The organism is Caballeronia telluris, assembly GCF_001544495.1.
Lineage (GTDB): Bacteria > Pseudomonadota > Gammaproteobacteria > Burkholderiales > Burkholderiaceae > Caballeronia > Caballeronia telluris.
This window is the reverse complement of the sequence record NZ_FCNZ02000003.1, coordinates 32956-45299: the sequence shown is the minus strand read 5'-3', so window position 1 is coordinate 45299 and position 12344 is coordinate 32956. Positions and strand designations below refer to the sequence as shown.

The window sequence follows — 12344 nt, the reverse complement described above, 5'->3', positions numbered from 1 at the left end:
GGAGAGATATGTCTGGCCGTCTATTCCTCGTGCATGTGTATACCGCCTTCATTACGATAAAAACGCGAGGCTACTGACGAATCTTATCTTCGATATTTGACTTACCCCGATCTTCAATATCGAGATCGACTTGACATGTGTCGAGGCGCGTGCTCTACTGCCTTCGCATTTTGAATTGGGTCGACGCCCAAGCCAACCTGCCTTTCCGGGCAAGGTGGATCGCGAAAGCGGATGTGGCTCCTGAGCGAGCAAGCAAACGGATAACGCGTCGACCCTCCTTAACGGAGGGTTTTTGTTTTCTGACTCAACCATTCCTCGCGAAACGATCCAGGCCTATCTGGAAACGCACTACCGTGTCCACGGCGACACGCCAACGACATTGAAGGTCGGCGAAACCAATCCGGCACTGTCAACGCTGCATAAAGCGCATGGCAGCGAATGCAGTGCTTTCATCACCGCCTGCAACCCCTTCAGTCAGCATTCTAGTGACGAGCTCAATGCGGCCAGACAACAGGCACTGGCGGACGAGCTGAAGCAGCTTGGTCTGACCTTTATCGATGGTGTCGGTCAGCACCCATCGAACAATTGGCCTGGCGAAGCGAGCTTCCTTGTACGGGGAGTCTCACTTGAACTCGCAAAGGCGCTTGGTACGCGATATGGTCAGAACGCAATTGTCTGGTCCGACGCTGACGCTACGCCGCAGCTTGTCCTGTTGAGATGAGTCGTCGTTGATTTGATTCGGCTGGTTCGCCGCCCTATACAGGAAAGAACCGGGGGGGATTTGATCCGGATTGCCGCCCCCGACGATTTGTCGAACGCGGCTAAACAGGAGATGACGATGTCAATTCAAAACGGGCTTTTTTCCTCGGAATCCGTTTCCGAGGGCCATCCCGACAAGCTTGCTGACGCGATTTCCGATCGCATCCTCGATGCGTTCCTCGCAAGAGATCCGCACGCACGCGTTGCCTGCGAGACCCTTCTCGCGGATCAGTGCGTGATCGTCGCGGGAGAATTCAAGACGAGACGCATCGAAGATTTCCATGCTGTGCGTGAATCCGCGGCGTCCCTCGTGCGCCAGGTACTTCGCGAAACCGGCTACAGCAATGCCGATACTGGCATCGCGCCCGATCAATGCGAGGTCCAGATCCGTTTCAACGGCCAATCGCAGGATATCAACCAGGGCGTCGATCGTGCCGATGGCGTTCTGAGCGCCGGTGATCAGGGATTGATGTTCGGTTACGCCACCGACGAGACACCGGAACTCATGCCTGCCCCCATCGTCTATGCGCATCGACTGGTACGCCGGCAGGCTGAACTCAGGAAAAGTGGCGCGCTGCCGTGGCTGCAACCGGACGCGAAATCGCAGGTCACGTTCAGTTATGTCGATGGTCGACCGACGACCGTCGACGCCGTCGTGCTTTCGACCCAACACGATGACGGCATTGAACTCGACACATTGCGGGAAGCCATCCAACGACATCTCATCGACGCGGTCATTCCTGAGAATCTCCGCTCTACGTCCTTCCGCACGCTGATTAACCCTACCGGACGTTTTGTCACAGGCGGGCCTAAGGGTGATGCCGGGCTGACGGGTCGTAAGATCATCGTCGACACTTACGGCGGCGCTGCCCCACATGGCGGAGGCGCTTTCTCGGGCAAGGATCCATCCAAAGTGGATCGGTCGGCCGCTTACATGGCTCGGTTTCTTGCCAAACAGGTCGTGGCACGCGGCTGGGCCAGACGGGCTCTGGTGCAACTGGCGTATGCGATCGGTGTCGCTGAACCCGTGAGCTTCGTCGTCGAGACGTTCGGAACTGAAACTGGGCGCCCGCGAAATGTCGCCGCCGAACTCGGGCGCGAGTTCGATCTGCGCCCGCAAGGGATTATCGACACACTCGATCTGCTGCGCCCGATCTACTACCCGACCGCCGCTTATGGGCATTTTGGTCGCGATGATCTCAACCTGCCTTGGGAAGTCGTGCAATGACGCAGACGCAGAGTGCCACACTCACTTAAACATCAATGACGTGATGGATACGTCGGTACTGTCGCACGTGATCCATTGTCTTACATTCGGGGAGAGCGAACTTGTCAATTGGGAACGACTTTACTTCAATGCGGCAGCACAACGAATTCAACGCCGAACTGGGAGGGGTTGTTGGGTTGCTGGTCGGCGATGCCGTCGGCGTCGGTTATGAGTTTCGTCCGCCGGAGCGGCTTCCTTCGCGCGATCAGATAGAAATGGTCACGCCCGCCGAATTCAGGCGCTCACATGCAGGCGTGCCTGCTGGCACGTGGTCCGACGATGGCGCTCAGGCACTCTGTCTGCTCGCCAGCCTGCTTGAATGCGGGACACTTTCGCTGACTGATTTTGCAGGCCGGCTTGTACGGTGGTTGAATCATGGCTACATGGCCATCGACGGTGACGTGTTCGACGTCGGCATTCAGACGGGCGAAGCGTTGCGCAACATAGGCGACGGAGTGTCGCCGCGCGAATCGGGCGGTGCGTCCGAAATGGACAACGGCAATGGCTCGCTGATGCGGGTTCTGCCGCTGGCTATCTGGCACGCGGGCACCGATGAGGCGCTGGTCAAGGATGCTCATCTGCAATCGCTACCGACTCATGCCCATCCTCGCTCGCTGGTCGCGTGTGCGTTCTACTGCCTTCTGGCGAGGGGCTACCTGCGAAACCTGGGCGACCCGTGGTCGTGGGCCGATGAGCGTCTGGAAGCAATCTATGAAGCGTGGCCGCGCGAAGAGGAAAAAACGGTGTTTCTCTCGGAGTTGAACGTGCTGCGAAGGTTTCCGAAGACCGATCGGCCGCGTGGGACAGGGTACGTCATCGACACCCTCTGGTCTGCAAGAAGGGCATTGGAAGAAAGCTCATTCGAGGACGTCGTCCGGACCGCGATCCTGTTTGGCCACGATACGGACACCACTGCCGCGGTGGCAGGTGGCCTCGCTGGCATCCGGTTCGGCCTTGCTGGCGTTCCCGCGCGCTGGGTCGGAGCGCTACGCGGATATGAGCTCGTGGCACCATTACTGGTAGCGTTTGCGGCCGATGCATCGGGTAGCCTTGAGCAACGAAATTAACGCTCAGTTGCGAGAGAACAAGATGATCAAGTCACTACAGCAGATCAGAGACGAAATGGATCAGGAGCGCTGTCGAGGCTCGACGAAACCGCTTTGCATGAGATCGAACAGCGTACCCGGCGTCAAAACATCGGCTTCGTCACCTCACACCGGTCCGATTGCAGGGCCGATGAGAGCTTACGCAGACGCCGAGCGCTTCAGGCCGATATATCCATCGGGGGATTCGGCTTCCGACGCATCGATAGCAGTTTTATCGATTCGCGGCACCCGGACCAACGCAAAGCAGTAATCGACCGGGCATACATGGTGATCGGCAGGGAAGGCGACGATTCCGGTCGACTGAAAAACTTTCTGAAGAAGCTATCAGCAGACTATCAGCAGGAGTACGTCGCCTGGAAACTACACGATGCAAAAGAGGTGCTATTCGTCCGGATCGCACTGGGCGACGAGGCGCAGCTTGCGTTCGAAGATGCACGATCCCTCGGAATCTTTCATCCGGCTGAGGCCGGCGAATATCATGCTGCACTGCTTCGGCACAAGGGTTTGATTTTCGAGTCTGGCGGCTTGGTCGAAACAGTGGGTGCGGGATTCTTCGGGTCCTATGGCAGATACTTGCGCGCTAAACAGATCTATGATGCGCAGCTTACAGCTGGCAGCAACGAGATGGGGTCCTAAAGCAATCGCACGCACCCACTGTCGGCGTCCGATAGCACGAGAACATTGCAGGCTGCCTTGCCAGCCCCTTCAATAGAAGATTCAAAAAAATCTTAACCACATATCACCGCCCCGAGCAAAGGCAACAGCCTGCCGCTCCGCCACTGCAATCCCGCGCTGGCGAAACCATCGGAGCGAATGATGCCTACCACCTCATCTCCCCTCGAATTCCTGATCGTTTTCGCGGTCGTCTTTACGGCCGGCGTGCTGACATCCGTTGGATTGCGCCAATACACTGAGAAAGTCCGCCGGGAGGCTACGCGCCATGCATAACCCGTTCCCGCATCAAGAGTCTTTCGGCCCAGCCGACATGTACATGGGCGACGGCATGCGCGAACCCGTCGAACCCGGCTTGTCTTCGCCGCCTGTCCAGCTTACCGCATCCTCGGCCGGCATCCCACCTTGCCCGAAATGCCAGTCGAGCCGTGTCGATGCCCGCAATCTGGCCCGCAGGACCGGTGGTGCGATCGGCACCGTCGCTGGCACCACCAGTGGCATCGCGTTCGCGCTCTCCGGCGCAGAAACCGGTGCAACGGTCGGCGTGCTGGCTGGCCCGGCTGGCGCCGTGTGCGGCGCGATTGCCGGCGCCGTGATCGCTGGATTGATCGGCGGCGCCGCAGGCTGCGCGACGGGCTCGGTCTTCGGCGAGATCGTCGACGACAAGGTGCTGGACAACTTCCGCTGTCACGCCTGTGGCCACACATTCAGTCGGCCCAAAGCATCTGCCTGAACCGTCGCCTTTCCCCTTCGCTGTTTCTTCCCGTTAATGCGCTTTTGCCCGGCCGTGTGCCGGGCCGTATGCGCTCGTTTTTCCCAAGGAGTCAATCATGCATCTCGTTCGCAACATGGCCTATGTCGGTGAAACGCCCTGGCATGGTCTTGGCAATCAGCTCTCCCCGCGCCAAGCGATTGAAGTCTGGGCGCGCGAAGCGGGGATGGACTGGACCATCGAAACCGCTGAGGTTCGATACGTTGCTGATGGTTCCAGCGGATCTGGCAACAGCATCGGCTCGATCCATGCCTTTCCCGAACAGCGCGTGCTGTATCGCTCGGATACTAAGGAACCGCTGTCCGTCGTGTCGTCGCGCTACCAGGTCGTTCAACCTCGAGAAATCTTAGAGTTCTACAGGGATTTAACCGAGGTCGGCGGCTTCGAGCTGGAGACTGCGGGCGTCCTCAAGGACGGCAAAAAGCTTTGGGCGCTCGCCCGTACCGGTCAGGGTGTTGCACTCAAGGGCAAGGACCAGGTCAACGGCTACCTGCTGCTCGCCACCGCCTGCGACGGCACCCTTGCGACCACTGCCCAATTCACGTCAGTGCGTGTGGTCTGCAATAACACGCTGCAGATCGCGCTAGGAGACGGCGCCGGTGCCGGCGCCGTGAAGGTCCCACATCGCTCGCAGTTCGACGCGCGGGCCGTCAAGCGTCAGCTCGGCATCGCTGTGTCGTCATGGGACGCGTTCATGGTGCGAATGAAGGCGCTTTCGGAACGTAAGGTGAGCGATACCTCCGCGGACGCGTTCTTCCGCCGTGTGCTCACGTATACGGCAGGCGGCCCGAACATGCCGGCGCCGGCCACCAACGACAGCGCAATCAAAGCTGTGCAGGCGCTGTACACCGGTCGCGGCAAGGGCGCCACGCTTCCCTCTGCTGCAGGTACTGCATGGGGGCTCGTAAATTCGATCACCGAATTTGTCGATCACCAGCGGCGCGCGCGCAGCGACGATCACCGGCGCGATGCCGCGTGGTTCGGTGCAGGCGCCACGCTCAAGCAGCGCGCATGGGACGAAGCGATGAAGCTCGTCGCATGAAGTTTTCATTCCCTGTTTTTACGTCATAAATGCCCGGCCGGGGTTTCCCCCGCCGGGCATTTTCACATCTGGAGGTGATTGTGTCGCAAGCTGAACTGGCTAGCCGGGGCAGAAACCGTCCGGCATTACGACTCGTGGAAACGAAAGACCTGTCGCGCGATGAGTGGCTATCGGTGAGAAAGAACGGAATTGGCGGTTCGGATGCCGCCGCTGCCGTGGGGCTCAGTCCGTACATGAGCCCGCTCGAACTGTGGCTCATCAAGACCGGGCGCGATGCGAACCTGCGTCGCCCCAATCCCGACGACACGACGGAGCCGGTGTACTGGGGAACGCTGCTGGAACCGATCGTTGCAGCGTCGTACACGAAGCAGACTGGCAACAAAGTTCGGCGGGTCAATGCCGTGCTTCAGCATCCGACGATCGCCTTCATGCTGGCCAACGTCGATCGCGAAATCGTCGGTAATCGTGACGTGCAGTTACTCGAGTGCAAGACGGCAGGCAAATTCGGTGTGCATCTGTGGCGTGTCGATGTGCTCTCGGGGCTCGCGTTCGCGGCAGTTCTGGAAGGTGTCGCATGCCTGCTGTGGACAGTCGCACTTCGGCCACCGTTATTACCGGCTCCCGGGCCAGCAGTGACTGAAGCCATTCCAACCAACGCCCCGCCGTTCACGAACTTTACGGTCATGCCTCAACGCGAGGTAACGGCAAGTCACGTCGATCAGACTGTCGGCTGCGAAGCTGTAACGCGTGATCGCACAACTGTCACTGGCGGTCACGCCCCGCGCGGCGATCCCGTCACACCGTTACCGAGTGAGTCTTCGCCCGATGACGAAATGACCCGGCTCGTTCGCGACATCGCGGCCGGTCACCTACGCCCGACCGTGGCCGACATTCGCCGTTACCTCGGGTGCTCGCAGGCAAGGGCGGCGGCTCTCCGCCGCGAGCTCGCCGAACGTTCCCTAACGGTATAAGCCGGGCCTGCGACCGGCCATCCTGTTTTTTCCTTTCCCGTCACGGGCACCGCGTCCGGTCTATCCGGAGGCGCGCGCTCGTCCGTCATCTGGAGAAGTCCATGCCTCAAACCGATGTTATTTATCGCCTGCCGCGGTCTGCCAGCCTGCTGAAAGGCCTTGGTATCGTGGCAGGCGTCACGGCAGTCAGCATCGCGGCCGCCCTGTGCTGCGAGCAGTATCGCAAGCGCGAGCTGATTCGTTCGCTCGCGTCGATGCCCGGTGCTGCAAGCATTCTGCCTGCGCTGCACACCAACGCCGAGATGCTGCTCGCCGCGCTCGGCAGACCCATGCCGCCGGCACCGGGCAACGACAAGCCTTAAGACTACCGACCTTCCCATCCCCGGCGCCCGTCGTCGGCTCTCACTTACTCATTTCCCACGCGCACGCATCCGGCTCGCTCCGGAGGGGCGTGCTCGTCCATTTTCAGGAGCTGTCATATGAATCAGCCCACACGTCTCAAACCGTTGTTTCATCCGGGCAAGTTGCTCATCACGCCCGCTGCGCTTGCCGTATTGCGCGGGAACGGCGTTCCAGTCATCAGCATCATGCTGCGTCACATTGCTGGCGACTGGGGCATTGTTTCCGGCGACGACAAGGCGCAGAACGATCTGTCGATCGCAGCCGGCCTGCGGCTGCTGTCCATCTACCGCCTGCCGGACCACACGCGAATTCTCGTGATCACGGAATGGGATCGCTCGAACACCACGATCGAGAGATTCGATGAAGTCGTGGTCGGTAGCGAGGCACGGCGTACTTCAAAGTCCGGTCGCGGCTATCCCAAGTGGCCGGCCCCCGACTACGTGGAGGGAATCTGACCATGAGCCGGCATACGAAGAACGGCGCGCGGTTTCCGATGGGCGAACTTGCCATCACACCCGCGGCGCAAGCCGCGCTCGATGCAGCTGGTATTCTTTCCGTTCTGCTGCTGGCAAGGCATATTCACGGGGACTGGGGTGATCTGCACGTAGAAGACCTGGCGGCAAACGAACTGGCCGTACTGACCGGCAAGCGTCTGCTGTCGAGCTACGCGCTGCCAGGTGGCGGGAAAGTGTGGATCATCACCGAGGCGGACCGCTCGGCGACGACGATCATGCTGCCCGACGATTACTGACACGATGACGGTAAAGGCGTACCAGCAGGATTGAGAATCCATGCTCGTCTCGTCTAAGCGCAAGCGCCCTTGGGGCGCTCGCTCACTCCAGTGCCATTTTTTTTGCAGGTGCCCGGATAACTTCGTCCCATCCGGCGCAGTGCATACCCGGTAGCGCGAGCAAAAACGTGTCAAAAGGGGCACACCACGGTCAAGGTGGGCACATTGAACCGCTGAAGCACGGCCTTTCCTGGCGGTCGCAGATCGGAAACAAGGGCAGACCCGGGCCGTGATGGGAACGCCCGCTGCCTAAACAAGGGATAGTCGTTCGGCTATTCTGTGATCCGAACGCCCGTATCACTCTGCCTAAGAGACATTCCATCGGGGAATCTCTCCGGTCGCGTCATCGACCGCGGTCTCTTGGCCGCGCGACAATTCGGGTCATTTTCTTTCCACTCATGGGACAGGAAATGTCCCAACCTGCATTGATAATCGACCTGCAGAGCACCCGCGTCTGGGTGGAATGATGCGACTACAACCGTTAGAAGACGGCTAGATCGATAGCGGATCGTGCTTCGAAAAGTTGTCGCGCCGTCTAGTGCTAAAGTTTTTGCGCCCATTGCCGTACAACACGCATCGCTGAATGGCGCGCGCGAACATGGATGACATGTGGACTGCAAGCAGTTTTGAAGAAACACTGACGCTTCCCGTCAGTTTCATTCTGTTTGCCGATGCGGCTACGTCGCTGCGTTGGCCATGAGTTGATCGGCCAGCGAACTGTCTTAACTTGAATAACGATCTGTCACGGGAGGCGTATTGAGCAGCGTTGGATGGATTGATTTCTCTTCGACCGATCGCGAACGGGTGAATGGCGTACTTGCGCTCTTGAGTGAAGCCGGCACGCTCGACGAACTCGGTATTGGTCAGTTGCGCGACGCTTTCTCGGATAGTCTTTTCCCAGGTTTCTCGACCGTTCAGACGCGGGCGAAATACTTCGTTACCGTGCCGCAGATTTTCGCCGACTATTGGGTGCTGACGCCGAAGGAGCGGCGCCGCCGCTCGCTGGAGTCGTATCTGAAAGAATCGGAAGACCATCTGGCCGAACGACTGGTGCACAACCACGAGACGGATCAGAGGGAGCAAGGCGAACCGTTTCCGGTCGGCATCATCGGCAGAGAGCGGGTCGGCAAGGGCGGAGCTTCGCGGCGGCCGTCGTCGGCGTACTGGGCCGGCCTGCGGAAGTTCGGCCTCGTCGATACCGAGCTGTCGATCGCCGAATTCTGCCGCAGCGCAAGCGAGCAGCAAACGGCCGACCGTCTGCTGCGCGACGACGCCGAGATCGACATCGGTGAAGACGACGATGTGATGAAGCGCCGGCGCCTCGTTGCCACCGTGCCGCGCCGCAGCCACGACTGGCACGAAGACATTCGGATCGCGCTAACGCGCCCGGAAGCCGAACTGCTCTACAACAAACTCCGTTACGTTGAAGCGCTAAAGCACAGCGTCCCCGCCCAACTGATCAACACGGATCTGTTTCGCGACGGCACACTGCTAGGCGCCGAAAATTTCGAAGCGCTCAGCCACGCCCTTCAAGCGTTACCGCAAGTGTCTGAAATCTGCCGTGCGACCGCGCGCAATGCAGCCCGCTTCAGCAAGGCATTTCTCGGCGCGCATCTGCGATTCAACTATCTGATCGCGGCGAAGCTCGAACAGACTGAGCGCGCAGAAGAGCTGAGTCAGGAATTCGACGAATGGCACGCCGAAGCAATAGACGACGATCTCTTCAATGCACAGGCCATCGACGAATGGTTATCGCCGTCCATCGCGTTGCAGGTTGGCGTCAGTACCAACACGCGCCGCTTCATCCGGCGTTGGCATGAATCCATGAGCGCTGATAACACGCCGACACAACAACTCGACGCACTGGTGCGCGAACAAGCGAACGCCAACAAGGGCAACCGTTCGCTTTTACAACGCTCGCTGCCCGCGGACACGGGCTGGGTTGGCATCTATACGCTGCAATATCGCTGGCCGCAGGCAAGGCAGATCCTCACGGACATTCGGGAGGGGCTCGCATGCTGAATCCCGCATCCAGTCGCTGCGACTACGGTCACCTGCTGCGGCCTCCCCCGCCTGACGAGACCGGCGGTGTCGCGTATGAGCTCGACGCGGCAATTGCGACAACCTATTCGCTCGACCTCGACGCGCTGCTGGTGCTGCCCGTGTCGCTAGTGCTCGGCAACACGCTCGAAGGTGATCTCGCCGGCGAGAAAATTGCGCTGCTCGACGCGATCAGCCAACTGGGCGGCAAGCTGAAGGTGTTCTATCAGCGCGGCAACATCCACGTGCCACCGGAGTTCAACCGGCTCTTCGGTCTGCTGGAGCCCATGCTCGCTCCAATCGTACCGACCGCTCAGGACAGCGAGCGCAGCGCGGCATTTTCGTCGTTTCATCCTAAGCTGTGGCTACTGCGCTACGTGCGAAAAGACTGGCGCGGATCGACCACGCCCGATCCGGAGCGCAGATACAGGCTGCTCGTCATGAGCCGCAACTTGACGTTCGACCGCAGTTGGGATGTGACGGCGAGCCTCGACGGCCAACCGTCTGCCCAGTCGGCGCGCAGCGACGACGCGCTTGCGTGGTTCGTCGAATCGCTGCAACCGTATGCACCAGGCTTCGAGCCACTGAAATCGATGATCCGCGATCTCCGGCGCATGCAGTGGGAGCCACCGCAGCCGTTCCGCGACCCGCGCATGTTGCCTGGCGGCGGTGCGCACATCGCAGACCCCGACGAACGCTTCGGCACTCCGCTGAACTTCGGCGATGCGAAGGACGAGCTGCTTGTCGTGTCGCCGTTTCTCGATGCATCGGAGAAGAAGGCGCTTGACTGGCTTGGCAGCGATGTGAAAGGCAGGCGCATGCTGCTGAGCCGTAGCGACTCGCTGGATGCGCTCGGGCAGCAGGCGCTCTCGGGCTGGGACTGCTACGCGCTGAACGATCGCATTGTCGATGGCGAGGAGCAGCGCGAGGAGGAGCACGCGCGCAGCCAGAATCTTCATGCGAAGCTGATCGTGAGCCACAGCGGACAGACCGCGCACTGGCACCTCGGTTCGGCGAACGCGACGATTGCCGCACTGGGCGGATCGCTTGCGGACACGCCACGCAACACCGAATTCATGTTGCGGCTGAGCGGCGCCGAAGCGAAGGTCGGCATTGACGTGCTGTTGCGGCAATGGACCGGCGATGAAGGCAACCACTTCGTGGTGCCGCATACGTTCACGCCGCTCGACGTCAGCGAACAGGAGTCGGACCGGCAAAAGCTGCGCATGCTTGCGCACCGCTTGATCGCCTCCGACTGGAAGCTCGACGCGCGCGCGGACCAGACCGGCCGCTATCGTCTCGTGCTGGCGACGAACTTCGCGCTGTCTGACGTTCCGGACGGCTTGCATGTGAATGTGGGTCTGCTGAGCCGGTTGGGCGTCTGGAAGCCGCTGTTGAACGGCGTCGAATGGAACGATCTCGCGCTGACGCAGCTGAGCGCGCTCGTGCCGCTACAAATCTGCGGGCAAGACGGCGCGGTCAAGGAATCACTGGTCATCCAGGCGCGTCTTGTCCTGCCGGCTGGCGTCAATCGCGAGGATGCCGTGGTGCGCGAACTTGTGGACACGCCTGAGAAGTTCCTCAACTACGTACGCATGCTGCTGGACCCGTCGCCCGATAAACGCCGGGTGTTGCGCGCCGACCGTCAAGGCAACGATGTCTCCGACATGTTCGGCTTCGACGGCAGCGACGCGCTGTTCGAACAGTTGATGCTGGCGGCGGCGCGTAATCCCGAGCATCTGGAGCGCGTCGGCCAGCTCGTCAAGCGGTTGGACAAGCTGAAGATGGTTGTGCCGGAAGTCTTTTTCAATCTGTGGCGCCACTTTGCGCCTCTCGCAAGGAATCGCCGATGAGCAGGAAACGGGAATTGATCGCAGCCTCTTTCGCCAAGCTCACCGATTTCCAGCGGGCGACGGTCGATGCGGTAATGCAACGCTTCGACAAAGCACAGCAGAACCGCTTGCTGGTGGCCGACGAGGTCGGGCTCGGCAAGACGGTGGTTGCGCGCGGTGTGATCGCCAGGATGCTGCTGCGCCATCTGACGATGCATGGCGACGAGCCCGCGAGGCCGCTGCGCGTGACTTACATCTGCTCAAATCAGACGCTTGCCAACGAAAACCGCCGAAAGCTCGCTATTTTCCCGGACAAGGACGCGGCCACCTACGTGCAGGCTCCAACTTTCTGGCGACTCGCCGAACTCGGCGTCGCGCGCGATCACGATGGTCGCGGCAAGCTGATCGAGGTGTGTACGCTAACGCCGGCGACGTCGTTCGGAGTGAAGCGTCGAGGCAAGGGCAATGCCAAGGAACGCTACATCATTTTCCGTGCGCTGGCCGAGCATCCGCAGCTCTGCGGCTCGGACCTCGGCGCGCTGGAGGACTTCTTCCGGCAGGAAGTGGGCGATTCGTGGAGGCCCAATGACGACGGCTGGCCGCGTGAGGGCGGTATCGTGCGCAGCGTGCGTGACGCGTTTCATGCGTCGTTGAACGGCGCAGCACCGCTAGCGCGCGACGACCTCGCCGA

The 12344-nt window shown here is 60.5% G+C and carries 12 protein-coding genes and 1 riboswitch; all 12 genes read left to right on the top strand.

Annotation, left to right across the window (positions count from 1 at the left end; all coding sequences use genetic code 11):
- The first annotated feature begins 160 nt into the window (after positions 1-160).
- A riboswitch (SAM-I-IV-variant riboswitch) is annotated at positions 161-266 on the top strand.
- Positions 267-292: 26 nt separating this feature from the next.
- The 12 genes from AWB66_RS04850 (at position 293) to AWB66_RS04795 (ending at position 11674) form a co-directional block, all read left to right on the top strand.
- Positions 293-721 (top strand): DUF3293 domain-containing protein, encoded by a 429-nt coding sequence (locus tag AWB66_RS04850; protein ID WP_087629146.1) that lies wholly within the window; start codon positions 293-295, stop codon positions 719-721.
- Between the two features lie 117 nt (positions 722-838).
- On the top strand, positions 839-1987 hold the full coding sequence (metK, locus tag AWB66_RS04845) for a methionine adenosyltransferase (RefSeq protein WP_087629400.1): 1149 nt from the start codon (positions 839-841) through the stop codon (positions 1985-1987).
- Between the two features lie 128 nt (positions 1988-2115).
- Complete coding sequence (locus AWB66_RS04840; RefSeq protein ID WP_087629145.1) at positions 2116-3093, top strand: ADP-ribosylglycohydrolase family protein; 978 nt, start codon at positions 2116-2118, stop codon at positions 3091-3093.
- Positions 3094-3186: 93 nt separating this feature from the next.
- The gene (locus AWB66_RS04835) at positions 3187-3768 is read left to right on the top strand and encodes a hypothetical protein (RefSeq protein WP_087629144.1); all 582 of its coding nucleotides are present in this window, start codon (positions 3187-3189) and stop codon (positions 3766-3768) included.
- Positions 3769-4072: 304 nt separating this feature from the next.
- Complete coding sequence (locus AWB66_RS04830) at positions 4073-4537, top strand: complement resistance protein TraT (protein WP_235020995.1); 465 nt, start codon at positions 4073-4075, stop codon at positions 4535-4537.
- A gap of 97 nt (positions 4538-4634) precedes the next feature.
- Positions 4635-5618, top strand: a complete 984-nt coding sequence (locus AWB66_RS04825) for a DUF932 domain-containing protein (RefSeq protein ID WP_087629143.1) — start codon at positions 4635-4637, stop codon at positions 5616-5618.
- A gap of 134 nt (positions 5619-5752) precedes the next feature.
- Positions 5753-6589: a YqaJ viral recombinase family nuclease gene (locus tag AWB66_RS34270; protein ID WP_407642266.1), complete on the top strand. Its 837-nt coding sequence runs from the start codon at positions 5753-5755 to the stop codon at positions 6587-6589.
- A gap of 101 nt (positions 6590-6690) precedes the next feature.
- Entirely contained in the window at positions 6691-6951 is a 261-nt protein-coding gene (locus AWB66_RS04815) for a hypothetical protein (protein WP_087629142.1), read from the top strand.
- 117 nt (positions 6952-7068) lie between these two features.
- The gene (locus tag AWB66_RS04810; RefSeq protein WP_087629141.1) at positions 7069-7446 is read left to right on the top strand and encodes a hypothetical protein; all 378 of its coding nucleotides are present in this window, start codon (positions 7069-7071) and stop codon (positions 7444-7446) included.
- Positions 7447-7448: 2 nt separating this feature from the next.
- Entirely contained in the window at positions 7449-7742 is a 294-nt protein-coding gene (locus AWB66_RS04805) for a hypothetical protein (RefSeq protein ID WP_087629140.1), read from the top strand.
- Positions 7743-8537: 795 nt separating this feature from the next.
- The gene (locus AWB66_RS04800) at positions 8538-9803 is read left to right on the top strand and encodes a DUF6361 family protein (RefSeq protein ID WP_087629139.1); all 1266 of its coding nucleotides are present in this window, start codon (positions 8538-8540) and stop codon (positions 9801-9803) included.
- Positions 9797-11674, top strand: coding sequence for a phospholipase D family protein (locus AWB66_RS04795; RefSeq protein ID WP_087629138.1), 1878 nt, complete (start codon positions 9797-9799; stop codon positions 11672-11674). The genes AWB66_RS04800 and AWB66_RS04795 overlap by 7 nt, the downstream gene beginning before the upstream one ends.
- Positions 11675-12344 lie beyond the last annotated feature (670 nt).

What these genes read in the sequence shown, in the direction of transcription:
- AWB66_RS04815 (WP_087629142.1), top strand. Translation starts at nt 6,691, where the DNA reads ATGCCTCAAACCGATGTTATTTATCGCCTGCCGCGGTCTGCCAGCCTG.
- AWB66_RS04825 (WP_087629143.1), top strand. Translation starts at nt 4,635, where the DNA reads ATGCATCTCGTTCGCAACATGGCCTATGTCGGTGAAACGCCCTGGCAT.
- AWB66_RS04805 (WP_087629140.1), top strand. Translation starts at nt 7,449, where the DNA reads ATGAGCCGGCATACGAAGAACGGCGCGCGGTTTCCGATGGGCGAACTT.
- AWB66_RS04830 (WP_235020995.1), top strand. Translation starts at nt 4,073, where the DNA reads ATGCATAACCCGTTCCCGCATCAAGAGTCTTTCGGCCCAGCCGACATG.
- metK (WP_087629400.1), top strand. Translation starts at nt 839, where the DNA reads ATGTCAATTCAAAACGGGCTTTTTTCCTCGGAATCCGTTTCCGAGGGC.
- AWB66_RS04810 (WP_087629141.1), top strand. Translation starts at nt 7,069, where the DNA reads ATGAATCAGCCCACACGTCTCAAACCGTTGTTTCATCCGGGCAAGTTG.
- AWB66_RS04840 (WP_087629145.1), top strand. Translation starts at nt 2,116, where the DNA reads ATGCGGCAGCACAACGAATTCAACGCCGAACTGGGAGGGGTTGTTGGG.
- AWB66_RS04795 (WP_087629138.1), top strand. Translation starts at nt 9,797, where the DNA reads ATGCTGAATCCCGCATCCAGTCGCTGCGACTACGGTCACCTGCTGCGG.